The 25,950-nt window shown below is 47.8% G+C and carries 23 protein-coding genes; 21 read left to right on the top strand and 2 right to left on the bottom strand.

Annotated features, from left to right (window positions below):
• The first annotated feature begins 19 nt into the window (after positions 1 to 19).
• The 14 genes from HXW94_RS05910 (at position 20) to HXW94_RS05970 (ending at position 16,827) form a co-directional block, all read left to right on the top strand.
• Complete coding sequence (locus HXW94_RS05910) at positions 20 to 1,441, top strand: sigma-54 interaction domain-containing protein (protein ID WP_178365977.1); 1,422 nt, start codon at positions 20 to 22, stop codon at positions 1,439 to 1,441.
• A gap of 4 nt (positions 1,442 to 1,445) precedes the next feature.
• The gene (locus HXW94_RS05915; RefSeq protein WP_178365978.1) at positions 1,446 to 1,808 is read left to right on the top strand and encodes a NifB/NifX family molybdenum-iron cluster-binding protein; all 363 of its coding nucleotides are present in this window, start codon (positions 1,446 to 1,448) and stop codon (positions 1,806 to 1,808) included.
• 9 nt (positions 1,809 to 1,817) lie between these two features.
• Positions 1,818 to 1,964 carry a hypothetical protein gene (locus HXW94_RS19215; RefSeq protein WP_218576592.1) on the top strand — a complete coding sequence of 49 codons (147 nt, stop codon included), beginning with the start codon at positions 1,818 to 1,820 and terminating at the stop codon, positions 1,962 to 1,964.
• A gap of 30 nt (positions 1,965 to 1,994) precedes the next feature.
• Entirely contained in the window at positions 1,995 to 2,876 is an 882-nt protein-coding gene (locus tag HXW94_RS05920; RefSeq protein WP_178365979.1) for a cytidylate kinase family protein, read from the top strand.
• Between the two features lie 93 nt (positions 2,877 to 2,969).
• Positions 2,970 to 4,439 carry an SLC13 family permease gene (locus tag HXW94_RS05925; protein WP_178365980.1) on the top strand — a complete coding sequence of 490 codons (1,470 nt, stop codon included), beginning with the start codon at positions 2,970 to 2,972 and terminating at the stop codon, positions 4,437 to 4,439.
• Between the two features lie 281 nt (positions 4,440 to 4,720).
• Positions 4,721 to 6,085 (top strand): Trk system potassium transporter TrkA, encoded by a 1,365-nt coding sequence (gene trkA / locus HXW94_RS05930; RefSeq protein WP_178365981.1) that lies wholly within the window; start codon positions 4,721 to 4,723, stop codon positions 6,083 to 6,085.
• On the top strand, positions 6,085 to 7,536 hold the full coding sequence (locus tag HXW94_RS05935; protein WP_178365982.1) for a TrkH family potassium uptake protein: 1,452 nt from the start codon (positions 6,085 to 6,087) through the stop codon (positions 7,534 to 7,536). The genes trkA and HXW94_RS05935 overlap by 1 nt, the downstream gene beginning before the upstream one ends.
• A gap of 250 nt (positions 7,537 to 7,786) precedes the next feature.
• Positions 7,787 to 9,199: a transferase gene (locus HXW94_RS05940; RefSeq protein WP_178365983.1), complete on the top strand. Its 1,413-nt coding sequence runs from the start codon at positions 7,787 to 7,789 to the stop codon at positions 9,197 to 9,199.
• Between the two features lie 398 nt (positions 9,200 to 9,597).
• Entirely contained in the window at positions 9,598 to 11,556 is a 1,959-nt protein-coding gene (locus tag HXW94_RS05945) for a proton-conducting transporter transmembrane domain-containing protein (protein WP_178365984.1), read from the top strand.
• Between the two features lie 11 nt (positions 11,557 to 11,567).
• Positions 11,568 to 12,488, top strand: coding sequence for a respiratory chain complex I subunit 1 family protein (locus tag HXW94_RS05950; RefSeq protein WP_178365985.1), 921 nt, complete (start codon positions 11,568 to 11,570; stop codon positions 12,486 to 12,488).
• Positions 12,485 to 13,129 carry a hydrogenase gene (locus HXW94_RS05955; protein ID WP_178365986.1) on the top strand — a complete coding sequence of 215 codons (645 nt, stop codon included), beginning with the start codon at positions 12,485 to 12,487 and terminating at the stop codon, positions 13,127 to 13,129. The genes HXW94_RS05950 and HXW94_RS05955 overlap by 4 nt, the downstream gene beginning before the upstream one ends.
• A 3-nt stretch (positions 13,130 to 13,132) precedes the next feature.
• The gene (locus tag HXW94_RS05960; RefSeq protein ID WP_178365987.1) at positions 13,133 to 14,557 is read left to right on the top strand and encodes a proton-conducting transporter transmembrane domain-containing protein; all 1,425 of its coding nucleotides are present in this window, start codon (positions 13,133 to 13,135) and stop codon (positions 14,555 to 14,557) included.
• Positions 14,554 to 16,068, top strand: a complete 1,515-nt coding sequence (locus tag HXW94_RS05965; protein ID WP_178365988.1) for a hydrogenase large subunit — start codon at positions 14,554 to 14,556, stop codon at positions 16,066 to 16,068. Before HXW94_RS05960 ends, HXW94_RS05965 begins: the two co-directional genes overlap by 4 nt.
• An 18-nt stretch (positions 16,069 to 16,086) precedes the next feature.
• Entirely contained in the window at positions 16,087 to 16,827 is a 741-nt protein-coding gene (locus tag HXW94_RS05970) for an NADH-quinone oxidoreductase subunit B family protein (RefSeq protein ID WP_178365989.1), read from the top strand.
• Positions 16,828 to 16,969: 142 nt separating this feature from the next.
• Here the strand turns inward: HXW94_RS05970 and efp are convergent, their stop codons facing one another.
• On the bottom strand, positions 16,970 to 17,533 hold the full coding sequence (efp, locus tag HXW94_RS05975) for an elongation factor P (RefSeq protein WP_178365990.1): 564 nt from the start codon (positions 17,531 to 17,533) through the stop codon (positions 16,970 to 16,972).
• A gap of 150 nt (positions 17,534 to 17,683) precedes the next feature.
• On the opposite strand from efp, the gene guaA reads away from it, so the two are divergent.
• The 3 genes from guaA to HXW94_RS05990 are packed head-to-tail and all read left to right on the top strand — an operon-like array spanning position 17,684 to position 20,393.
• Positions 17,684 to 19,213 carry a glutamine-hydrolyzing GMP synthase gene (gene guaA, locus HXW94_RS05980; RefSeq protein WP_178365991.1) on the top strand — a complete coding sequence of 510 codons (1,530 nt, stop codon included), beginning with the start codon at positions 17,684 to 17,686 and terminating at the stop codon, positions 19,211 to 19,213.
• A gap of 10 nt (positions 19,214 to 19,223) precedes the next feature.
• A complete protein-coding gene (locus HXW94_RS05985; protein WP_178365992.1) occupies positions 19,224 to 20,216 on the top strand; it encodes a hypothetical protein in 993 nt (330 codons plus the stop codon).
• A 3-nt stretch (positions 20,217 to 20,219) separates the two neighbouring features.
• On the top strand, positions 20,220 to 20,393 hold the full coding sequence (locus HXW94_RS05990) for a hypothetical protein (protein WP_178365993.1): 174 nt from the start codon (positions 20,220 to 20,222) through the stop codon (positions 20,391 to 20,393).
• A gap of 54 nt (positions 20,394 to 20,447) precedes the next feature.
• Here the strand turns inward: HXW94_RS05990 and HXW94_RS05995 are convergent, their stop codons facing one another.
• The gene (locus HXW94_RS05995; RefSeq protein WP_178365994.1) at positions 20,448 to 21,581 is read right to left on the bottom strand and encodes a lytic transglycosylase domain-containing protein; all 1,134 of its coding nucleotides are present in this window, start codon (positions 21,579 to 21,581) and stop codon (positions 20,448 to 20,450) included.
• 334 nt (positions 21,582 to 21,915) lie between these two features.
• On the opposite strand from HXW94_RS05995, the gene HXW94_RS06000 reads away from it, so the two are divergent.
• From HXW94_RS06000 to HXW94_RS06015, 4 genes are read left to right on the top strand one after another with little or no spacing between them, the layout of a single operon-like run.
• The gene (locus HXW94_RS06000; protein ID WP_343054557.1) at positions 21,916 to 22,701 is read left to right on the top strand and encodes an inositol monophosphatase family protein; all 786 of its coding nucleotides are present in this window, start codon (positions 21,916 to 21,918) and stop codon (positions 22,699 to 22,701) included.
• A gap of 24 nt (positions 22,702 to 22,725) precedes the next feature.
• Positions 22,726 to 22,974 carry a hypothetical protein gene (locus HXW94_RS06005; protein WP_178365996.1) on the top strand — a complete coding sequence of 83 codons (249 nt, stop codon included), beginning with the start codon at positions 22,726 to 22,728 and terminating at the stop codon, positions 22,972 to 22,974.
• Positions 22,971 to 23,825 carry a ribosome biogenesis GTPase YlqF gene (ylqF, locus tag HXW94_RS06010; protein ID WP_178365997.1) on the top strand — a complete coding sequence of 285 codons (855 nt, stop codon included), beginning with the start codon at positions 22,971 to 22,973 and terminating at the stop codon, positions 23,823 to 23,825. Before HXW94_RS06005 ends, ylqF begins: the two co-directional genes overlap by 4 nt.
• Complete coding sequence (locus tag HXW94_RS06015) at positions 23,809 to 25,863, top strand: carboxy terminal-processing peptidase (protein WP_178365998.1); 2,055 nt, start codon at positions 23,809 to 23,811, stop codon at positions 25,861 to 25,863. The genes ylqF and HXW94_RS06015 overlap by 17 nt, the downstream gene beginning before the upstream one ends.
• Positions 25,864 to 25,950 lie beyond the last annotated feature (87 nt).

The raw sequence follows: 25,950 nt of genomic DNA on the forward strand, positions 1-25,950 counted from the left end.
AAAGGAACACCGTTCACGGATGCACTTATTTCCTGAAATTCATCAGTTAATGCGATCTCCTCTGGATTTTGCCCATATTCTGGATGAAATCCCCTTGGGCATCCTGGTGATGGATACGAATTTGCGGGTGGTTCATCTCAACCGATTCTTCCAGGCTCTGACAGGGTTTTCCCTGGATATGGCCAGGGGCATCCCCTGCAGAAATGTCCTGCGAAGTTCTGCATGCATCATCAACTGTCCGGTCCTTGCCACCCACCGCAAAAACCGGTCCATATCCTGCACCAGCGATATTATCAATACAGACCGACAGAAACTGCCGGTCCGCATCACGACCGCACAAATCATGGATACCCAGGGGCATTTCACAGGTTATATGGAGACCATCGAGGATTTGAGAAGCAGTGCGTCTAATGACCGTGAAAAGAATGTGGCCTACAGTTTTGCCAATATCATCGGCCGAAGCCAAAAAATGGAAACAATCTTTCAAACCCTTCCCATGCTTGCCCAAAGTGATGCCTCCATTCTGATCACCGGGGAAACCGGCACGGGCAAAGATCTTGTGGCGGAAGCCATACACCAGACATCCGGGCGTGCAGGCGGTCCGTTTATTAAAATAAACTGTGGAGCACTACCCGCCACTCTTTTGGAATCCGAAATCTTCGGTCATATGAAAGGGGCGTTCACCGGTGCTGTGGAAAATAAACCCGGCCGGTTCAAGCTGGCACACAACGGCACAATTTTCTTAACGGAAATCGGAGACCTGCCCCTGCCCCTGCAGGTTAAATTACTCACATTTCTCGATGACAGGATCATTTATCCGTTAGGGGCCACCAAAGGATTTAACGCCAATGTACGAATTATTGCCGCCACCCACCGCGACCTTAAATATATGGTATCCATTGGTAAATTCAGAAAAGATCTGCTGTTCCGCCTGAATGTGGCCAGGGTACATCTGCCGCCTTTGCGGGAACGCGGGGAAGACATCCGCCTTCTGCTTGACCATTTCCTGAACCACTACACCAAAAAACAGGGGAAAGAAATCAATGGTTTTTCTGAACCGGCCCTGTCTGTTTTATTGAATTACACCTATGAGGGTAATATCCGGGAACTCAGAAATATCATGGAGTATGCCGTGAATGTGGCCCAGAGTACCAGAATCGAAGCGGATAACCTGCCGGCCTATCTCCTGGATCATGAACCGATACAAAGGGTTTCAAAGATACCGGCAACAGAGGCGGTCCCAATCCCCCAATCGGAACAACTGCCGACTTTTACAGCGCCCCAATCAGCAGAAACCGAACAAACCTGGTCTTCGGTGGAGCGGCAGATGATTATTGATGCGTTGAAAACGTCCCGGGGCAAAAAAAATAAAGCCGCGCAAATTCTTGGCATGAGCCGCAGTACACTATGGCGAAAAATCAAGGCGTATCAAATAGAGTAGAATTATGACACTTCATAAAACAGCTATCCCAATACTTGGTGAAGAGATTGTCCCCAGATTTGACCTGACCACTGAAGTCATCATTTTAACAACAGCTGAATTTTCCGATATTCAGGATAAAAAAATTATTGTACTGCCCAGATCCTCCCCGGATGAACTGTGCCATACCCTTCTGGTCCAGGAGATCAATACATTGATCTGCGGGGCCATTGAAGATGAATATTATGAATTTTTAAAATGGAAAAAAATTGAGGTCTTTGACGGCGTATCCGGTAATTGGTCGCATGCCTTTAAGCGGTGGCAGACCCAGACCCTGAATTCGGGAGATATCTTTTTCACCCGTATGATTGAAGGGCGTTTGATATGATGTTTTAAAATGTTTCAAGAAGTGTCTTTCTTTTTATTTCAAAATGTTTCAAATTGGTTTCAGCCTTTTCTTTTAAAAATACAACCATTTGTTTTACAAGCAAATTTAAAATATGGCACATTCCTTGCTGCTTGTGTTCCTGATTTTAATCAATAAACCGAAACCTGACTGATTAGATTAGAGAACATGACCCTGATTGCCATTACATGCGGTATATATGCCGCGCCTTACCGATTCATTGACGCATTATCCACCGTATATCAATGCACTGTATATGAAGATCCGGTATTGGTAAAACAAACCGGTCAGGCCCATGATCTCAAAACAGACCTTATTTTCAGGTCTATCCAGTGCAGACACATCCCCTTTAACAATTTTACCCACGACAGAAAAAAATGCCTGGCCGCATTGAAAGTACAGATATCTCAGAATATTTTAAGCGGCCCCTGCCTTTTTTCAGGTACTTTATCCCACTTGATTCCCGCATCTGTTTCCGGTATCTACAGAATCATGTCGGCGACACCCATGCAGGTCCGCAGACAAAGGGCCATGGGCCTACACCAGTTATCCAGCCAGGCCGCCACCACGGCCATCGCCCGGTCTGACCACAGGGAACAACGATTTGCCGCCCAGTTAAATTTAGACTCTCTATGGGATCCCGCACGACACGATATGGCTCTGGCGTGGAAAAAAATTGATACAACAACACATGACATGACCCGGGACGAGGTTAATCAGACCATCGAAAAAATACGACCGGATATCAAACGCTCAATGAAAAATGCCAATAAAAATAGGCATGCTGTTGATTTTAATATCAGTTCCAGGGTTGATGCAGCGTTAGCCGGCCTTGGATACCACCTGATTATTGAATCGGATTCGGGCCATGTGCTGGTTACGCTGGACAGAAAAGTGATGAATCTTGCCCGGGTACAAAAGGAAATCATGGATCTTGCCGGGGCGGTGCCCGGCGTAAAATCCGTTAAAACGAAAATAGGTCCTAACTTTTACAAGGGCGGCGTCGTTCGCAATTTAAACCTAACCACACCGTTTAAACGGAAAACGTGATAAAACAAACAGTTGAAAAATATTAAAAATGTTAATAAAAACAAAATTTAAATGAAGCAATGATTCATTAACCCAAAGAAGAGAGGGACCCAAATGACAACTGTAAATAAAGATGCATCAAAAACACAACTGGACTGGAAAAGAATTCTGTTTATTCTTATCGGTCTGACCCTGTTCGCTATTGTTAATTTTTCTCCGGCATGGCCGGATGCTGTGGATCCCACAGGCAAACGTTTTGTATTAAGTGCCCAGGGCAAAGGCGCGCTTGCTATTTTTCTTCTGGCCGGTACCTGGTGGGTATTTGAAGTGGTGCCCATCGGCGTGACCAGTCTGGCATTAGGCGCGCTCCAGGTGCTTTTTGCCGTCCGGACAGCCAAGGAAGCCCTGAAGGATTTCATGACCCCGTCGGTTCTGTTTATATTCGGATCTCTGATCATCGGTATGGTCTTTACCAAAACAGGTTTAACCAAGCGTCTGGCTTACAAAATGCTTGCTGTTGTGGGAGAAAGAACCAGCATGATTTACCTGGGCTGTTTTGTGGTCACGGCGGCATTAACCCATATCATGGCCCATACGGCTGTGGCGGCCACCATGTTTCCGCTTTTGATGACCATTTACGCGATGTATACAGATGAGCCCGGCCCCACCAAATTCGGCAAGGGGCTTTTCATGGGTATGGCATTTGTGGCAGGTGCCGGTTCTATTGTCACGCTGTTAGGCGCGGCCAGGGGCGCTGTGGCCATCGGTTTTTTTAAAGATATTGTAGGCCGGGATATATCCTTTTTTGAACTGACCTATTACATGTTTCCTGTGGGCTGGGCCATGACCTTTATCCTCTGGGGATTTTTCATGGTTTTATTTAAACCCGAAAAAAAGACCATCCCAGGAATCAAGGAAAAGGCCAAAGCACTGGAAAAAGCCATGGGTGGCATCACAAAACAGGAGATCCTGGCCGGCACTATTATCTTTCTGGCCATTGCCATTATGTCCATAAAACAGTTCATCCCTGCCATATCCAGCCTGGACAAAAATGCAATCATGCTTGTGGCAACGGTTTTATTTTTTATCTTCAATATTCTTGACATCAAAGATCTTGAAACGATTCCCTGGAATATCATCCTTTTATTTGGCGGTGCCATGAGTATCGGCTTTTGCCTGTGGGAAACAGGGGCTGCGGAGTGGCTTGCCATCAACTGGCTGACCATGTTCCAGAAGGCCAATTACTTTGTGTTCATTTTAAGCATTGCATTTTTTGTCATGATTATGACCAACTTTATCATGAACGTGGCGGCTATCGCCATATCCCTGCCCGTGGCACTGGTGATTGCCCCCTATCTTAATGTAGCACCTGAGGTCATCCTGTTTGCGTCTCTTGTAACCGCCGGTATGCCGTTTTTACTGCTGGTGGGTGCCGCCCCCAACGCCATTGCTTACGACTCCAAACAGTTTACCACAGGTGAATTTTTCATGTACGGTATTCCGGCTTCCGGCATATTGATGGTGATTGTCGCATTGTCCATATTCCTATGGAAACTTATGGGGATGCCCATCACAACGATGTAAAAATTGATCATTGAATAAAAAGAAGAATTGGTTCTAACATCGACCGCTGTAGGGGCATCCCACCGTGCCTGCCCTGACGAGGGCAACCACAGAGGGATTGCCCTAAGAAAAATGGCCTACAATAGAATCAAGCCACCCCCCAACGCCTCGGTTCATTTTTCCTGATGACCCGGGGCGTTTCCCTTATCAGCCTTGGTTATGTTGACAGTTCCCTGTCAAATATAGTAAAAACGGGCTCAATGTTGCAGTCATATTCTTGATATTGAACCGGGAGTTTTCCTTTGAAAATAGTGATAATCGGTGCCGGAGGCGTGGGTTACAACATTGCCGGTCGGCTGGCCCTTGAAAGCAAGAATGTCGTGGTGGTTGATGTGGACGCAAATGCCACCAGAAAAATTGCTGAAGACCTGGATGTCAAGGTCGTAACAGGATCGGGCAGCAACCCGGATACCCTGCGGGAGGCCGGCGTTGTTGGCGCGGATATTCTCCTGGCCGTCACAGACAGTGATGAAATCAATATTGTATCCTGCCTGATCGCCAACCAGATTTCGCCCATGACCAGAAAACTGGTCCGTTTGCGCAATGAAGGATTTATCCCTTTTCATACCAGCCTTAAAAATGAAGCCCCGCACATTGACAACATCATCAACCCCGAAGCAGAGGTTGTCAAAACCATCAGAAAACTGATGACCATTCCAGGTGCCGTGGACAAGGGGGAGTTTGTTAACGGTCGAGTCAAATATGTGGGTATGCGGCTTTCTGAAACATCGCCCATCGCCGGAATGGAACTGGCGGATTTCCATAACGTCTTTGGCCAGGAACGGCCGTTGATTGCCGCCATTATCCGGGACAATAAAGTCATTGTACCCAGGGGTAAACATAAACCCATGGCAGGGGATCTGATCTATTTTGTATGTGACACCAAAAAGCTTAGGGAAACCCTGGGTCTTTTAGGAGTAACGGTCAGGCCGGTGAAACGGGTGCTTATCGTGGGCGGCGGCCGCATCGGCTTCAAACTTAGCCAGTCCCTTGAGAAAGACAATATTCAGGTCAAAATTATTGAGGCCAGTATGGACCGATGCAACGATCTTTCCATGCAAATGGGAAAAACCGTGGTACTTCACGGTGACGGCGGAGACCAAAAGCTGTTCATGGAAGAAAATATCAATCAGATGGATGCGGTGGTCTCGGTAACCAATGACGATGAAACCAATATCCTTGTCTCCCTTTTGGCAAAAAACATGGGGGTCGACAACACCATTACCCGCATCAGTAAAGCAAGCTATTATCCGCTATTGTCCACCATCGGTATTGAAAAAGTGGTCAGCCCCAGGGTATCGGCGGTGTCCTCAATTCTGCAGGATATTCGCCAGGGCAATGTGATTTCAGACATTTCCATTTATGGTGAACAGGGAGAATTCATTGAAGCGGTTGCACTCGCATCCTCGACCATCACCAATGGGCCGATCAAGGATATCTCTTTCCCCAAAGGGACCCTGCTTGTCTGTATCATCCGCCAGGAGGAAATCATTATCCCCATGGGTGACAATCGGGTACAGGCAGGAGACCGAATCATTTTATTTGCGATTCAGGCCGCAGTGAAAAACTTAGAAAAGATGCTCGCTGTAAAGCTTGGTTTCTTCTGATGCGCTGGCCCTTTATTATACGGATCATTGGTGTCCTTCTTTTTGTACTAGGACTTTCCATGGTGCTGCCTTTAGGCTGCAGCCTGTTTTTCAAGGACGGGGCCTATCAAGGCCACCTTACGGCCATGGCGGTGACCAGTATTATAGGCGCAGTAATGATTTTCATCTCAAAAAAGGCCGGTGACCATGACTACATTAACCAGCGGGAAGGCATCGCCGTTGTGGCATTAGGCTGGCTTGGCGTTGGTCTTTTCGGTGCCCTGCCCTTTTTTCTGGCCCCGGATTTTTCTACGTATACGGATGCCTTTTTTGAATCCGTGTCCGGATTTACCACCACGGGCTCATCGGTGATGACCAACATTGAAGGGGCGGCGCCCAGTCTTTTGTTCTGGCGAAGCCTGATCCAGTGGCTGGGCGGCATGGGCATCATTGTTCTTTCCCTGGCCATTCTGCCGTTTTTAGGGGTGGGCGGCATCCAGTTATATAAAGCCGAAGTACCAAGTCCGGTACCTGATAAGCTGACCCCCCGGTTATCAGATTCCGCCAAGATTCTTTGGATGGTGTATGCAGGCATGACGTTTTTACTCACCCTTTTTCTTTATTTCGGGGGAATGAATTTATTTGAATCGATCTGCCACGCCCTGACCACGCTGCCCACCGGAGGCTTCTCACCCAAGAACCTCTCCATCGCCCACTATGATTCCGCCTATTTTGATTATACAATTACCATATTTATGTTGCTTGCAGGCATCAACTTTTCTCTGCATTACCAAATATTGCGGGGCAATGGTATTACGCTTTGGAAAGACGCGGAATGTCGGTTTTTTCTGTGCGCTGTGCTTATAGGCACCCTGATCATCACATTGAACACCTGGGGACCGTTGTATGACAGCTTCTCTAAAGCCTTCAGATTCGCCATATTCCAGGTGGTCGCCATTGTCACCACCACAGGCTACGCCACGGCTGATTATGAATTATTCCCGGGTCTGTCCCATGTTCTTTTATTTTTTGGTATGTTCATGGGTGCCAGTGCCGGCTCCACGGGCGGCGGTATGAAATGCGCCAGAATTATGGTTTGCATCAAATACTGCTACCGGGAACTGTTCAAGCTGATTCATCCCCGCAGCGTCAGCCATATCAAATTGAACAACACCCTGATTTCCGAAGAATTATTGCGCTCCATCCTGGGATTCATCGTCTTGTATATCCTGATTTTTATCATAGCCACCGCGCTTTTATCTTCACTGGGTGTGGATTTTTTGACCGCTTTAGGTGCTGTGGCCTCCTGCATCGGCAACATCGGCCCGGGGTTCGGCACAGTGGGACCAACGGAAAACTTTGCACACCTGCCCCAGGCCGGCAAATGGCTTTTGTGCTGGTGCATGCTGGCAGGACGATTGGAAATTTATACCGTAATTATACTTCTGGTCCCCGAATTCTGGAAACGATAGTTACAAATACGACTTTGCGGGACCCCCTGTTTGGACGAAAAGTTGCCCAGATGCAAGACAAGTTGTTAATGGCCGTCTAAAATATTGTCACTTGATAATTTCTATGGTATTGTTTTTTTTGTTTTAAACCATTTTAACACCAAGGATTGTAAATTGAATTACAGACATGCGCCTTAAGGCCACAAACCCTGGATTTTCACTAATGAATAGGGAAATCCGAAAAATGACAACTTAAAATACAGGACAAAATATGAGCCAGCTACAGCAACTCAGCGACCGGATCATCAGCCGCGTTAACGCTAATTTACTGGAATTCGAGTTTGACACGCAGACCTTTGTCAACCATGCCCTTGATCATGAAAAAATGCTCGAATTCTACGCTTTTTACGGCATTACCTCCCGCCATCCCCTTTATTTTAACTTTAAAAATTCCAATATCGCAGGCAGTTATTTTTTAGGAAAATGTTATGTGGGACGCTCCGCTATTTATAAAAGTGATGTCAGGGGAGATGAACTCAAAAGAGAAGGTGACTGCATAAAATCGGCCAAGGATATCCCCCTGGTTGAGGATGAAATGATTTCCATTCTAGACAGCCTGCTTTATAAAACCCTGGTCCACAGCAATTCCCACAACCCTGAAAGTCCCGAATTGTTTAGTATCCGCAATACTATTTCCGCCCACTACGCCAATATCCACGGATCCACCCTGGAAGGCTGCTTTATAGGTCCCTTTGCCACCGTGGACTTAATGAATTTGCACTCGTGTATCGTGGGAGAATTTTCCTATGTTCAAGTTGGAGAGCTTTTTCATCGGAAAATCGATCCCGGCACCGTCTGGATTAAGAGCCCCCATTTTGAATTTAAATACAAATTTAAGAAAAGTATCCTTGATAATTTTGTAGGAGTGAATGAGACCTTCCAGCCCCAGGGGGTGATTTACGACTTTGTCAGGGCTCGGGATCAGGATTTTGAACGGTTGTTTGAGGTCATGCATTTAGAGCCCTTTGAAGTCCCGAATAGCTCTGCAGTCAACCGGTATGCCAGAATCAAGGGAAAAACCCGTATTGGAAAAAATGTCCTGGTGGCCCAAAGATCCTTTCTTCAGAATGCAACCATGGGAGACGGATCCAATGCCCAGGAAAATTCCTATATTATTGATTCGATCCTGGAAGACAATTGCATTACAGCCCATGGCGGCAAAATTATCCATGCCGATATCGGCCAGGAATGTTTTGTGGGGTTCAACTCCTTTTTAAACGGTGGACCCGATGCACGGATTCAAATCGGTGAAGGCTGTATTATAATGCCTCACACCATCATCAGCCCAAGTATGCCGATACAGATTCCCAACGAACATTTGGTATGGGGATACATTCAATCTCCGGAAGACCTTGCCACCAATACCATTTCGTTGGATGCGTTGGCCGAAGTCAGGGAGAATTTGACTGTAGGGAAAATGACCTTTTCAGGAAAAGGTTCCGTGTTTATCGGCTCCTTCAAGGATCGCTTAAAGAAGATTCTCAAGGACAACGGGGCGCTATTTAAAGACGGAGAAAACAGAGGACACGCCCAGGATGACCAGAATATCTCCTATAACATTATTCAGCCTTACCGGACAGGCGAACGAAAAGGATTATACCCGGCCATAAGAATAAAACCTTAAATCAAAGAACGAGATATGTTCAGGACCGCAAATTTTAAAAAAGGAACGAAATTGCGGTCCTGAAAAAATATTGCAAACCAGTCAAATACCCCTCGGCTCAAGACCGAGGGGCTTAAAAAAGCCCCAAAGTTGACCAGTCTAAAGGCTTCGAGTACTACGTTGGAAACAAGAAGATTTTAAAATTAAGCGTCTTTGTTCTGGATATTCCTGAAATTGGACTCTCTGCATGATTCATTTAAAAAATGGGGATAATTACATTTCATGCTGTGAAATTGTTTCATTCTATTACAATTTTCTTGACAAACCTAAAAAACAACATGTACATACCAAGGACTTTTTTAGCTTAGGAAACTTGACGATAGGAATCTACAAATCGAATAGAATAAATTGGGGAAGGTATGTGTCAATTTTTTAATTCCACATTAATCATTATGCTCGGCGGCTTTCTATCTCTTGTTTTGGCCCGGCAGAAGACATTATCAAGAGGTATTGCCGTGTTGCTTCTAAGCGGGGGCTCTCTTTTAGGGCTGATTGATTCCGCAGGCAAGCTTTTAAATCCAGGCGAGGCCTGGACTTCTTTCAACTATCTGGATCTCTTTTCTCTTTCCTTTCATGTTGACGGTCTTTCCGCCTTTTTTCTGACTGCCATCTTTGCCGTTTCCATGATGGCAGCCATTTACAGCTTCCATTACATGGAAAATGAAGAAGGGGGTATTAAAAACGGGGTCAATTACTTTTTTTTCAGTATGCTGATCGCCTCCATGGCTTTGGTGGTGACCGCCGCCAATATCCTGACGTTCATGCTTTCATGGGAAATCATGTCCCTGTCCTCCTTCTTTCTGGTGATTTACGGCCATGAATCGAGCGAGAATAGAAAGGCCGGTTATCTTTACTTTGTCTTTACTCACATAGGTGCCATGTTTGTTCTGGGCGCATTTGGGCTGATTTACGGCCATACCGGCAGTTTTGACTTCGCGCCCATGGCCGATGTGCCTGAAGCGGTAAAGATATTGATCTTTGTGCTCTCCTTTATCGGGTTCGGCTCCAAGGCTGGCGTGTTTCCCTTTCATGTCTGGCTGCCCCATGCCCACCCTGCAGCCCCCAGCCATATCTCAGCGGTGATGTCCGGGGTAATGATCAAAACCGGCATCTACGGGATACTGAGAATTTACGCAATTCTGGATTTTCATACCCCTATTTTTGGATATATCACCCTGATTGCCGGCGTTTTGTCCGGAATTCTGGGGGTGGTTTACGCACTGGGACAGCATGACATCAAGCGGCTTTTGGCCTATCACAGTGTGGAGAATATCGGGATTATCCTCATCGGTTTGGGCATGGGGATGATCGGTGCGGCAACGGGTAATCCCCTGGTCACTGTCCTTGGATTTGCCGGCGGCATCCTGCACGTTCTCAACCACTCTATATTCAAATCCCTTTTGTTCATGGGAGCCGGCATGGTGCTGCACCAGACCGGCACCCGGTCCATTGACGCATTAGGCGGACTGCTCAAGGGGATGAAAATTACCGGAACTACATTTATCATCGCCTCTCTGGCCATTTGCGGCCTGCCGCCCTTTAACGGATTTGTCAGTGAATTTTTTATCTATATGGGCAGCTTCAAGTCCATCCCCTTAGGCTCCATGACCTTTGCCATGAGCATATTTGCCATCATCAGCCTGGCTGTTATCGGCGGGTTGGCCCTGGCCTGTTTCACCAAGGTGGTGGGGGTGGTTTTCCAGGGAGAACCCCGGACCAAAGTGGCGGAAAATGCCAAGGAACACGGCGTGGCCATGATGGTTCCTATGGGAATACTTGCCGCAGCTTGCGTGATCATCGGCGTATACCCAAAAGTGTTCATCAACATGGCCTTAAAGGCCGTGCAGGCATTAGGCCTTGACTACGGCCAGGTTCCTGTTGAGCCCTTTGGGCACATAACCGGCAACATCACCTTTGCCGCTCTGCTGTTCCTTGTCCTTGTCCTGATTATCTTAGGAACCCGGTCAATTTACTACAGAAAGAAAACCGTGACAAGATCCGGAACATGGGGCTGCGGCTTTACCCAACCAACGGTTAAGATGCAATATACCGGCTCTTCTTATGCCGGATCTATTCTAGAATTTTTCAGTGCTGCGGCTCCGCTCACCGAGGATCATCCGCCCATCAAAGGACGGTTCCCTGTAAAGACCCACTACCACAGCCATGTCAACGACATTGCAGAGCTTCACATGATTAATGCGGTTGTCCGTCCTGTTCTCTACCTGTTTGACAAGCTTCGCTGGATGCAGCATGGGGATATTCATTTGTATATCGGATATATTTTGCTGACAATTATCTTGCTGTTGTTTTTTATATGAAGGAATGTTGTATGATTCAATCCATTTTACTCTGGCTTGCAGCCATTCTGGCAGCACCGTTTTTTTCAGGCCTGATCCTGAAAATCAAGGCATTTTTTGGAGGGAAAAAAGGCCCGCCCCTTTTGATCAATTACTACACCCTGATTAAATTGTTTAAAAAGGGATCAGTTTACAGCAACAGCACCACCTTTGTGTTTAAACTGGGACCTGTCATCTCTCTTGCCGCGACAATGACCGCGCTGATGTTCCTTCCCATTGCAGGACACAACCCGATATTTTCTTTTAAAGGGGATGTGATTTTTGTCCTGTATATCCTGGGACTTGGCCGATTCTTTACCATTGCGGCGGCCATGGATACGGCCTCCCCCTTTGAAGGCATGGGCGCAGCCAGGGAAGCGTACTTCCCCATTATCTGCGAGGCGGCCATGTTCATGATCCTGATCTTTTTTTACCGGATCACAGGGGAACTACAATTATCCGCCTATTTTGCAGGCAACACCACCCAAAGTATGTGGAGTTCGGTAGGGGCACCATTACTGTTCATCGTACTCTCGTTTTTCATCATCCTTTTGACTGAAAATTCCAGGGTCCCGGTGGATGATCCGGCCACCCACCTTGAACTGACCATGATCCATGAAGTCATGGTCCTGGATCACAGCGGCCCGGATTTCGGGCTGATTGAGCTTGGCTCTTTCTGCAAGCTCATATTCTATTCCACTATTATTTCAAGAATGATTCTTCCCTTTGAATCCAGCATCTTCGGATTGCCGATAGTGCTGTATATCACAGGTCTTCTGGTCGTCTATGTTGCCGTAGGCCTAACAGAGTCGGTGATTGCCAGATACAGAATGGACAAGGTACCCCAGTTTGTACTGACATCCTTTGCCCTGGCCTTTTTTGCAACCATCATCACCTTGGAGTTTGTGAAATGATATTCAACCCGGTTGATATAATTTTATCCTTTGTACTGCTGTCGGTTCTGTTTTCATTCGGGACCGATCGGGTCCAGGTCTTGATCAAGCTGGTGGGGTTCCAGGGTATAGTGATTTCCATCATTCCCTTTTTTATCGGGCACGATATGACTACCGGGGGCACGGTGTTCACCTTGGCCACCCTGCTCATCCGGGGTATCATTATCCCTTTGAGTATTTTTGTGGCCATCAGAAAAGGGGCTATCCGCAGACTGGTTGAACCCATTGTGGGATACCATGCTTCCATTTTGTGCGGCCTTGCCTTGATTATCGGTGCCACCTATATATCCGCACGCCTGGATATCGTTTCCGTGAGCGGATTTAAACTTTTGGAGCCTACGGCCATTGCCCTTTTGGTTACAGGTATGTTTCTGCTCATGGCCCGAAGAAACGCCATTGCCATGGTCATCGGTTACATCATGATGGAAAACGGGATTTATCTGGTGGGGTCAGGCTTGTCTGTGGGCACCCGCCATATTGTTGAATTCGGTATTTTGCTGGATGTTCTGGCCGGAGTCATGATCATGGCCGTGATCCTGCGTAACATTAAACAGACCTTTGACGACGTGGATACGGCGTTGCTCAGAACCTTAAAGGACTAGGGTATGGTTGAAATAGTATTTGCGATCCCTTTTATTGCCGGTCTTATAGCATTTTTTCTGCCGAAATTTCTTGGTCGATCCCTGCTGGTGGTGATCGGAGCGGTTCACCTGACGCTTTCGTTCAGGCTTTGGAAAAATCACCCCCCGGCGTATTTTGATCAATATTTTGCAGTGACACCCGAAGGTATGCTGTCGCTGCTGGTGATCTCCCTGCTCTTCTTTTTGATCTCTATTTACACCGTGGGCTACCTTAGAGAAAGTGAAATCCCTTCCGAAGGCCTTTTCACCGGCTCCATGCTGGTGTTTCTGGCCACTATGACCATGGTCACCCTGTCCGACCATATCATGGTGATGTGGATTGCCATTGAGGCCACAACACTGGCAAGCGCACCTTTAATTTACACCCATCGCTCTGCGGCCTCCCTTGAGGCGACCTGGAAATATGTGCTCATCTGTTCGGTGGGCATTGCCATGGCCCTTTTAGGGTCTGTCCTGGTGGCCTTTTCCATGGGCCAGGCCAATTCCGGCACACCGCTCTCTTTTTCCGCCCTGGCCGGGGCAGCCAAAACCCTGGATCCCGTGTGGCTCAAAGCCGGATTCGTCTTTGTCCTGGTGGGATACGGCACCAAGATGGGGCTTGCGCCCATGCACACCTGGCTGCCCGATGCCCACAGTGAGGCACCAAGTCCTGCATCAGCTCTCTTGTCAGGGGTTTTGCTCAACTGCGCTTATCTGGGCATTTTTAAAACCAATAAGATTATGGTGGCCGCAGGGCTTCAGGACTTTTCCGGTGGAATTCTCATGGTGTTCGGCCTACTGTCCATTCTGGCCGCAGCAACCTTTATCCTCAAACAGAATGAGTACAAACGAATGCTGGCCTATTCCAGTATCGAGAATATGGGCATTATTGCATTTGGAACCGGTGTGGGCGGTTTAGGGGTATATGGTGCGGTGATCTGCATGCTCCACCACAGCCTGATTAAATCTTCTTTGTTTCTCTCTTCCGGCAACATTCTTTTAGGATACGGGGACCGGCTGATTAAAAATACCGGGAACCTGGTCAAGGGTATGCCCCGAACCTTTGTGGCCTTTTTTGCAGGATTTGCCGGGATTGCAGGATTTCCTCCCTTTGGTATTTTTATCGGGGAATTTTGCATTGTCATTGCAGCATTCAAAGCCGGTTTTCATGTGGCCGTCACTGTTTTTATCCTAAGCCTGTGTGTTATTTTTGCAGGCTTTGCCAACCAGGTCATGAAAATCAGCTTTGATGAAACGGACACCGTCATCAAAATGAAAGAAAGCATCAGCATGGTTTGGCCCCAGTATCTGTTACTTTTGACCTCACTGGTCTTGTGTTTCTTTATTCCGGATTCATTGAATCAAACCATATCCGATGCAATAACAGCCATTGGCGGAGGACTTAAATGAGCAACGCTTTTTTACAAATTTCAAACGCCCAAAAAGTCAGTCGCAAGGATATTCCCCACCTTCCTTTCGACCAATTCCAGAGCCAGGCCCTGGAATTGGTCGGCAACGGGGGCAAAATTGTCCACTATTTTGCCTACCCGGATAAAGGCAGCTTAAAGCTTCTTGCGGTATTGCGTACCGACAAACTATTTGTAGCCGGCTGTGATGTGCCTGATCCCTACCCTTCGTTCACAAAAACCTGTGAGCCTTTTCACCTGTTTGAACGGGAAATGGCAGAACAGTACGGTATCCGTCCCCAGGATCACCCATGGTTGAAAATGGTCCGATATCACCCCAATTATACAGACGGGGCAGCGGATGTGTTCGGCAATGATTACTCCCAGGATATCCCCGGAAATTATAAGTATTACCAGGTTGAGGGCGAGGAGATCCACGAGGTAGCTGTGGGGCCGGTCCATGCCGGGGTTATCGAACCGGGGCATTTCAGGTTTAACTGTATTGGCGAACGTGTTCTGCACCTTGAAATCCAACTGGGATACCAACACCGGGGCATTGAAAAACAACTTTTGACAGTTCCGGCAAAACGGCTTCCCATTCTTGGGGAAAACATTGCAGGCGATACCACCATCGGCCACAGCCTGTGCATGGCCCAAAATCTGGAGGCACTGACCGGGGTTCAACCGGATCAGGGAGCCGGGGTCATCCGGACCATTGCCCTGGAACTGGAGCGCCTGGCCAACCACATCGGTGACCTTGGGGCGCTCAGTGGAGACGTTGCCTTTTTGCCGCCGGCCAATTATTTTGGCAGGATCAGAGGCGATTTTCTCAACCTTTCCCTTTTGATTTGCGGCAACCGGTTCGGCAAGGGGTTGGTCCGGCCCGGAGGGGTTCGGTTTTCCCTGTCCAATGATATCAGAAAAGTGCTCAACGAACGCCTGGCAGAACTCCGACCCGAAGTGACGCATGTACTGGACCTGCTCTTCAACGCCGTCACTGTCCGGGCCCGGTTTGAAGGATGCGGGGCGGTAAGCCATGAAGATGCCGATCATCTCGGACTGGTGGGGCCTGCCGGCCGGGCCAGCGGCATGGTCTACGACGTGAGACGGTGTTTCCCTACGGAACACTACCCGCACATGGGTATACCGGAAAATAAAAAAACCACAGGGGACGTCTATGCCCGGGCCCGGGTCAGGTATGACGAGATTCTCCAGTCTCTTCAGATGGTTGAATCCCTGGCTGCCATTCCCGTGGAAACCCAGTGTGTAAACGAGGGGATAGCAAACGACCTGCCGGCTTCAAGCTTTTCCGTGGCCCTGAACGAGGCCTGGCGGGGGGAAGTGTCCCATGCTGTCCTGACCGATGAAAAGGGGAAAATACTAAGGTACAAGATCAAGGACCCCTCCTTTCACAACTGGAACGGACTGGCGATGTCCCTTAGGGATACCGGGATATCGGATTTTCCCTTGAACAACAAGAGTTTTAATCTATCCTATTGCGGGTTTGATCTTTAAAAAAGCGGAGAATATTATATGCTCAGTGTATTGAAAAACAGATTTGAACAAGGCTACCGGACCAACCGGTATCCCGAAGAAAAGGTCAAGGTATTTTCCCGCTACCGAGGCAGACCCGTTATCCAGGATAATATTTCCAGAGCAACTCTTGAAACCTGTGCCGCATCCTGCCCCCAGGACGCCATAGATGTGCAGAATCAAAAAATCGACATGGGCCGGTGCATATTTTGCGGAACCTGCGAAAACAACGCCAACGGTCAGATCAAATTTACCAATGACTATGAAATTGCCACGGCAGAACGCGCAGATCTGATAACATCAGGCGATCTGCCGGCCTTGGCCGAACACGCCAAGCAGCATTTTAAAAAACTGTTTGGACGTTCCCTGCAACTGCGCCAGGTGTCTGCGGCCGGTTGCAATGCCTGTGAGGCGGATCTCAACGTTCTGGCCACACCGTTTTTTGACCTGGGCAGATTTGGCATCAACTTTGTCGCCTCTCCCCGTCATGCCGACGGGATTGTGGTCACGGGCCCGATATCCAGGAACATGAAAACAGCCCTGCTCCAGACCTATGAGGCCACACCGGCTCCAAAGGTGGTCATTGCCGTGGGCTCCTGCACCATCAGCGGCGGTCCGTTCATCGGAAGCCCGGAAATTACTGAGGGACTGGACAAAATCCTGCCGGTGGATCTGTTTATCCCTGGATGCCCGCCCCATCCCATGACCAACCTTCATGCGCTGATTTCTTTTTTTAAGTAATTCAAGGGGCTTTGAAGATTCCAGAGAAGGGCCCCGATACAATTAAATACACCGCATGGGTATTTACACAAAAGCGGATAAATTTCCAGCGCGGTAGGGTAGGCACGCTGCGCTTTTGCCCACCCTACCAGGCTTATGGAAACTATTCGCTGGCACGCTCAACGTATGTCCGGGTCCGGGTATCAATTTTAATCAACTGATCTTCATTCACAAAAGGGGGCACCTGGACTTCAAAACCGGTTTCAACCGTGGCGGGCTTGGTGTCACCCGTGGCAGTATCGCCTTTGGCCCAGGGTTCGGTGGCCGTGACCCGCAGAACCACAAAGTTGGGAAGTGTAACGCCAATGGGGTTCTGGTTATGCAGAAGCACGGTACACACGGTGTTTTCTTTGAGCAGGTCCACGTTCTCTCCGATCTGCTCCTTAGTCAGCATGATCTGATCGTAAGTGGTGGAATTCATAAACCACCAGCCATCCCGGTCTGAATAGAGGTACTCCATATCCGTCTCTTCCAGGTCGGCCTTTTCAAATTTGTCACCGGAACGGTAGGTACGTTCAAACTGGGAACCTGTGATCATATTCTTAAGTTTACACTTATACAGGGACTGCCCCTTGCCCGGCTTTTTAAACTCAAAACCGACAATCACATGGGGATCACCGTCAATCTCCAGTTTAAGCCCTTTTCTCAAATCACTGGCTAAATACATCCAATCTCCTTAAATTTAAAATAATGAAAGCGAACCTAATAAAGCATAATCCTTCATTCTTGGCAAGTTCAGACCAAAAACAACTTGCAATTTTGCCATGTTTATAGGAAAATTTGTCGATTTAAATCTAATCATTGCAGGAAAAAACCCATGATCATAGTTATTGACTTCGGATCCCAGTTTAACCAGCTGATTGCCCGGCGTGTCAGGGAAAATAATGTATACTGCCAGGTGGAACCGGCGGATATACCCCTGGAAAAATTAAAGGAACTTTCCCCCACAGGCATCATTCTTTCCGGCGGACCGTCATCCATTTATGAAGCGAACAGCCCGACCATAAACGCCGGTATTTTTGACTTAAACATCCCCATTCTTGGTATCTGCTACGGCATGCACTACATGGTGCATACCCTTGGGGGTACCATTAAACAGGCCGGCAAAAAAGAGTATGGCTTTGCCGAACTGCGTATCAATCCGGGCAACCCGCTGTTCAAGGATATGGATACCAGCTTTCAGTGCTGGATGAGCCATGGCGATTCTGCCAAAACCCTGCCCAAGGGATTTGAAATTACGGCGCAGACCGACAACACCCCCATTGCCGCCATTGCAGATTATTCAAGAAAGCTGTTCGGCCTGCAATTTCACCCGGAAGTTGAACACTCCATTAACGGCACTGCCATGATCCGCCATTTTCTTTTTGATGTCTGCGGATGCCATCAGAACTGGACCATGAAATCCTTTAGTGAAGGGGCCATTGCCCAGATCAAGGATGCGGTTGGCGATAAAAAAGTGATCATGGGCCTTTCCGGCGGGGTGGACTCTTCTGTTGCCGCCACCCTGATCCATAAAGCCGTGGGAAAAAACCTGCACTGCATTTTTGTGGACAACGGACTTTTACGCCTGAACGAAAAAGCGCAGCTTGAGATCAGCCTTCGGGCCAATCTGGACATGAACATCAAATTTGTGGATGCCCAAGAAAAATTTTTAACCGCACTGACCGGGGTTACGGACCCTGAAGAGAAAAGAAAGATCATCGGTAAGCTTTTTATTGAGGTTTTTGACGCCGAAGCCAAAAAGGTTGAAGGTGCCCAGTTCCTTGGTCAGGGCACGTTATACCCGGATATTATTGAATCCAAATCCGCGTTCGGCGGTCCCACGTCGGTCATCAAGTCCCACCACAATGTGGGCGGACTGCCCGAAGAGATGGATCTTAAACTCATTGAACCATTGCAGCTGCTGTTCAAGGATGAGGTCAGAAAACTCGGCCTTGAACTTGGTATCAACGCGGACCTTGTCTGGCGCCAGCCCTTCCCCGGCCCAGGGCTTGCCATCCGCATCCTGGGGGAGATTACCCAGGCGCGCCTTGATATTCTTCGCAAAGCCGATGACATTCTTATCCAGGAGATCAAACAGGCCGGCCTTTACCGGAACCTGTGGCAGTCTTTTGCCGTACTTTTGCCGGTAAAAAGTGTCGGTGTCATGGGAGACAAGCGCACCTTTGCCAATTGTGTGGCCATTCGTGCGGTCACATCCAATGACGCCATGACAGCGGACTGGGCCAAGCTCCCCCACGATCTTCTGGGAAAAATTTCCAACCGCATTATCAATGAAGTGGACAAGGTTAACCGTGTGGTCTTTGATATCACCTCAAAACCACCGGGCACCATTGAATGGGAATAAACAGCTGAAGATGAGTGAAAAGACACTTGGAGAGTACCTGAATCCGGAGGATGAAGGGGTATTTGAGGGTAATGGGCCGGGCATGGGGGGCTCAATGTTCCAACAGGAAGCCAACACCCTAAAAATAGAAAAATTATCCCAGCGGGTGACCATCATTTCCGTAATTATTCCCTGCATCATCCTTGCCATTTTAGTCTTTGTCTATCTGGACATTACCGAAAAGGTGGTGGATGTGGACCAGACCCAGGCAAATCAGACGGCACAGGTATCACAGGATCTTGAAATAAAGCTCAATGCGTTGGATGTACGCATTGCCAAAGCCACCCACGCGTTGGATGAAAAGCTGACAGCCTTTGAATCCAAACGCCGGGCCCTTGAAGAACAGACAGAAAAAATGTCAGCCGCCAAGGTGGATCTCAAGGCCATGGACGCCGCCCTGGCCAAACTGGATAAACGGATTAAGGCCAATGCAGACCAGGATCAGTCCACCCTGGCAGCCATGGAACGTATTAATCAGGAACTTTTATCCACCATTGATAAAAACAGTTCGGATTTTAAAGCGGTCTCCGCGCAAATCAAAAAAGAATTCCGCCTGTTCAAGGAAGAGTTTGACGCAAGACTGCTTGAACTGTCCGCCTATGAACAACAGATTGCGCAGCTAGTTAAGGACACAGGCCTGTTGGGGAAAAGAGTGGATGCATTAGAAACGAATACGGCAGCAGCCATAGACAAAAAATTGGACAAACACTTAAGCCTGCTTAGACAGGATCTTGAAAATCAGATTGCCGGCGTTAAAAAGCGCGCAGACGCAGCATATTCAACAGCAAAAAGGGCAGCAGCAACTGCTGCTAAGCCCAAGACAGCATCGACACCTGAACAACGCCCCCAAAAACCCGCTACCACAACATCGCCAACGTCCACCCCGAAATCACAACCACCGAATCTGCCGGTCCCAAAGGGGCCTGCGCCCTGGGGCATTTCAGAGCAGGATCTTTCCCAATAAAAGATGAACCACACCCCGCCCACCCGCGCACGGTTCCGTGAAGAACACCTGCTGATCAATCATTGCCGGGACTTTTCTGCGGCATATATGGGAATCAAATATATTGGCCGGCATGCAGCCGATTATCCCCCATCTCGACGAATTCAATCAATCCATTTCCATACCGGAATTCATTGAATTTTTGTTTAAATTTTCCGTATTCTGCGTAGCATCCTGTTATTTAAAAAAACATTATTGCACACGTAATTTATCCCCGGGATGAATGATATGTTTTTTTGACAGCTTATTTGTTCTCAACAATCCGGACAGGGATATATTATATTTCTCTGCAATGGCGGAAAGGTTTTCTCCGGCTTTGACGACATGGACCCTTGAAGCAGGTCGCCGCTTTTTAACCAAGGCTTTATAAAGGGCAGGAAATTTTTTATAAAACCCTTTATCCTTTCCCTTGGGCACAAGAAGTGTGGTGCTGCCTTTCTCCAGATGATATCCTCGAAGCTGGGGGTTATAATCCTTAATGGTTTTGAATGGGACGTCACAGGCCTTGGCGACCATGGATAAGGGCACATCATTTTTGGGGGAGAGTTTGATTTCAGAAAACGTAAATACCGGATAAAGATCCTGGGGCTCAAGATGAAATCCATACCTTTCCGGGTTAGACATAATCAATTTAACAGCAACCATTTTCAGGATATACCGCTGGGTCTCCAAGGGCAGGTAAAGGGAAAAGAAATCCCGGGTATCCTGACGCGCCATGGCCTTGCTCAGACCATTTTCGCCCATGTTATATGCGGACATGGCCAGCAGATACGAGCCAAACCGTGAATAAAGATCTTTAATATAGCGGCAGGCCGCCCGGGTAGCAAAAAACATGTTCCGGCGTTCATCGACTTTTGAATCAATGCGCAATCCGTATCTTTTACCTGTGCTTTTAATGAATTGCCAGTATCCAACCGCGCCTTTATATGATCTGCCATGGGGCAGGAGCGCACTTTCCACAATGGGCAGATATTTTAAATCCAGGGGCAGTTTTTCCTGCTTTAAAACGCTTTCGATGTGGGGAAACCACCGATGGGCCCGTTTAAGCCACAGCATCACCTGGGGACGATTCCATACGGCCAGCATCATCTCTTTTTCGAGCCGCTCTCGGACTTCGGGGTCTGTAAAAGGTATTTTTTCCCCGCATAGGTGGATATCGCCGGAAAAACGAACGGTTTCTACCAGTGTCGGAATGTGGGTCCTTACAATGGGCGGCCTCAACTTAGGTGATTCGGATTGGGCGGGGGCGAAGTCTTCTTCTGCCGCCAGTGTTGCATGTGCGGCAAATATGGCTAAAAAAACTGTGGAAACAAAAAATCGCTTCATCCAATCCTCCAAAATGAAACCGGTCATAAAAATTTATAATTGCATTTCACAATTAAAAAATCAAGACTGGGGAAATTGTATTTTAATTAGCGCCCTTTGGGCGGGGTACTGGGTACTGGGTACTGGGAAATTCCTATACTCTTTAATTAGAATTTTCGCAATGGATGTGCGGGGTTTTTAACTATTTTCAAATGCCATGTAATGTGCCATAATAATTAAATTAGCGCCCTTTGGGCGGGCTGTTAGGTGCTGGGTGCCGGGTGCTGGGAAATGGAAATTCCTATACTCTTAAATTAAGTTTTAACAGCCTTTGGAGCAATGAGTAGAAAAAACGGTGAATATCTTGATTCCTTTTATAAAAAACCTGGTCCTTGACGCCGGTATGATCTGCATTGAAGGCCAAAAAAGATTGACGTCCCATGACCTTGAATTTAAATCAACAAAAGATATTGTCACGGAAATAGACAAAAAAGTTGAAGTGTTTCTGGTTAAGGCGATCCTTGCCCGGTATCCGGATCATGGCGTGCTTGGAGAAGAGTACGGGGCGGTCCGGGCAGAAAGCGAATTCCGGTGGATCATTGATCCCATTGACGGCACCACCTCTTTTGTCCACCGGCTGCCCTTTTACAGCATCAGCATTGCCCTTGAAAAAGCGGGAGAGCTGGTGCTCGGCGTGGTCTATGCCCCTGCCCTGAACCAGCTGTTTTATGCGCAAAAAGGCAACGGTGCATTTGTCGGTGACATTCCCATCCATGTCTCTGAAACCAGGGAACTTGACAACGCGGTCATGGCAACGGGATTTGCGTGCCTGAGGGCTGGCCTCGAAAAGAACAATCTACCGATTTTTAATGAGATTGTGCCGAAAATTCGGGACATCCGGCGGTTCGGATCTGCGGCGTTGGATCTTTGTTATACGGCCATGGGCAGTCTGGACGGATTCTGGGAACTGAATCTCAACATTTATGATATTGCAGCCGGAACAGTTATTTTAAGGGAAGCAGGCGGTGTGATCACGGATTTTACAGGCGGCGGACAATTCCCGGAAAAAGGCCTTGCGGCGGCAAACAAGGATTTGCACAATGCGCTGATTCCTATACTGACAGGATTTTGCGCGTTATAAAAATTTTAGACGTTTTATGTACCTATGAAATTCATTTTCGTTTTTATATTTATTTTAAGTCTGACAGCCGGTGGTCTCTTTGGGTATTACAACCATTACAACTGGATTGGATATACCATTGCCTTGGCTGTCAGCGGGTTTATCGGTTCCAGTATCATTGCAATCGTTTTTTCATATCTGTATCTTTTTCAAAAAGAGAGTGTTGAACACGACCCCATGCCGCCGGAAAGAACAATCAATCACCAACAGGAAATTAAAAAAATAAAAAGATGAACATCCAGTGGTTTCCCGGCCATATGCTGGAAACAAAAAAACAGCTGAAAAGTGCCGTTGCCAAGGTCGATGCCCTGCTTGAGGTGGTGGATGCACGGCTGCCTTTATCCAGTTCAAACCCTTTTTTAAAGCGGATTGCCACAGGCAAAAACCGGATAAAAGTACTGAATAAGGCGGATATTGCCAATCCGGAGACGACACAGGCCTGGCTTGAATATTTTAACCGGGAGATTAAACTGCCGGCAGCAGCTATCTGCGGGACCCGCCTGCAAGAGGCGTCACATGCCTTGCAATCACTGGTCGCACAGGTAGACAGAAACAAGGCAAGGAAAACCAAAGTCATGGTGGTCGGTATTCCCAACACCGGTAAATCCACGATCTTGAACACCCTGGCCGGCCGGAAAGTGGCCAAGACCGGAAATGTACCGGCCGTTACCCGGCACCAGCAACGCACCAGCCTTAAAGGCAATATTGATATTTATGATACCCCGGGTATCCTGTGGCCGGTGATCGAACCCCGGCAGCGCGGACTTGTCCTGGCGATGTCCGGGGCCATCAGTGACACAGCCGTTGACTACCATGACATCGCCCTTTTTGCCGCACAGCTTTTACTGGAAAGATACCCGGCCTGCCTTGTTGCGCGTTACCCGTTCTTAAATCCATTACCCGGAGCGCCCCAGGATCTTATCGAATCCGTGGGCAACGCCAGGGGATGTCTTAAAAAAGGCGGATATATCGATTTTCAAAAAGCAGCACAGCTTATCATCAGGGACCTTAGATCCGGCAGGCTTGGCCGGATCAGTTTTGAACGACCAAAGGATATAAACACAAACTATGACACAGATCAATAAACTTCACCACAGGCTTCGGGCTGTGCTGGTTGTCGCCATCTTTTTTTATTTCGCACCTCTTTGCCATGCACAAATTGCCGAACTGACGTTTCAAAAGGAGCAGTCCCAGCGGTGTATTGCCATCCTTAATGCCCTTGAACGGGATCATTTTACCGGAAAAAAACTGGATAAAAACATGTCCGTTCTGGTGTTTGACCGGTATATCAAATCCCTGGATCCAGGCAGGCATCTGCTGACCCAGGCAGATCTCAGCGATTTTCAACCGTTAAAACAGCAGATGTATAAATATCTGAAAACGGGAAACCTTGGACCGGCCTTTAAAATTTTCAACCGTTACCAGTCCCGCAGTGAACAGCGTCTTGAATATATTCTCGAACTGGCCCAATCCTGGCAAACCCAAATTAATTTTACCCAAAACGACAGCCTTGTCATTGATTATGATCATAAACCCTTTATCCGGGACGCGTCAGGCCTTAAACCCCTGTGGAAAAAAGAGCTGAAAAATCATATCATTAATTTAAAAATCAATAAAACCCCGGATGACGAGATTTCTGAAACCCTGGAAAAAATTTATACAAACCGCTTGTCCCGCCTGACCCAGACACAGTCCCGGGATGTATTCCAGATTTTTATGAATGCCGTCACCATGTCTTTTGACCCCCATTCCCAATATTTTGCCCCGCGTCTGTCTGAAGATTTTGACATTCATATGAGACTGAGCTTAGAGGGCATTGGCGCGGTGCTGCAAAACGAATATGAATACACAAAGGTCGTCCGACTTATTCCCAAAGGTCCGGCAGACAAATCCCGGAAACTTGCCCCCGGAGACAAAATCATCGGCGTAGGTCAGGGCCGGGATGGAGAGATAAAAGATACCATTGGCCGGCGCATTGACGATGTGGTTAAACTGATTCGGGGACCCAAGGATACCTTTGTGCGGTTAAAAATCATTCCTGCCAGAAAATCCAGCGTAACCGACACCATCAGCATCAAACGCGACAAGGTAAAGCTTGAGGAACAGTCAGCCCGGAAAAAAGTGGTAGACCTGACCGCAAACGGCCGGCGCTATAAGCTGGGCATCATTGAAATCCCCAATTTTTACATTGATTTTGACGCCTATCACAGGGGCGATCCAAATTACAAAAGCACCACCGGAGACGTGACAAAACTGCTCGCGCAATTAAAAAAAGAGAACATTGACGGATTGATTATTGACTTAAGGGACAACGGGGGGGGATCGCTTAAAGAGGCCAATGATCTGACAGGGCTGTTTCTTAAATATGGGCCCACGGTACAGGTCAAAACCAAATTCAGAGTATCGCGCCTGTATGATGAAGATCCCAGGATTGTCTACACCGGACCGCTGATGGTGCTCATCAACAGAATGAGCGCATCGGCCAGTGAAATTTTTGCAGGGGCGATCAAAGATTATCACCGGGGCCTTATTATGGGCACCCGAAGTTTCGGCAAGGGCACGGTTCAGGAACTCAAACCCCTGGGGGATGGACGATTGAAGATGACCTCGGCTAAATTTTACCGGGTCTCCGGTCAAAGCACCCAGCACAAAGGCGTTGAACCCGACATCTGGTTTCCCCAGGTTTACAGGATCAAAGATACCGGCGAAAGCGCCCTTGACGGTGCCCTGCTCTGGGACCATATTGATGCGACCCGTTATTCAGCATATACGTCTTTGCAGCCCATGATCAAACCGTTGGACGATGCCTATAAAAAAAGGGCTGAAACTTCTTTTGGCATCAAATATCTCACCCAACGGATTCAGTTGGCGGAATCGATGAGTGAACAAAAAAAACTCTCTCTGAATCTGGCGGAACGCCTTCGAACAGATGCCGTTTTTAACCAAAAAGAGCTGGCTCTGGAAAACAATTACCGGAAACAGAAAGGGGAAAAACCTCTGACAACCCTGGATGATATTGACCCGGAAAGAGAAGAAATCAAGGATATCCTGACAGACCAGGCCAAATACATTGCTGCGGATTTTATTACCTTAAGTCGTAAAACCGGATATAAATGGCAATAGCATGTGAGTTTTGAAATGTGAGATTTAAAACAAGCTGTTGCTCACAACTTAATAAAAAAGTCTAATTGAATCGTAAGTTAAATACTT

Source organism: Desulfobacter latus (assembly GCF_013389365.1).
Lineage (GTDB): Bacteria > Desulfobacterota > Desulfobacteria > Desulfobacterales > Desulfobacteraceae > Desulfobacter > Desulfobacter latus.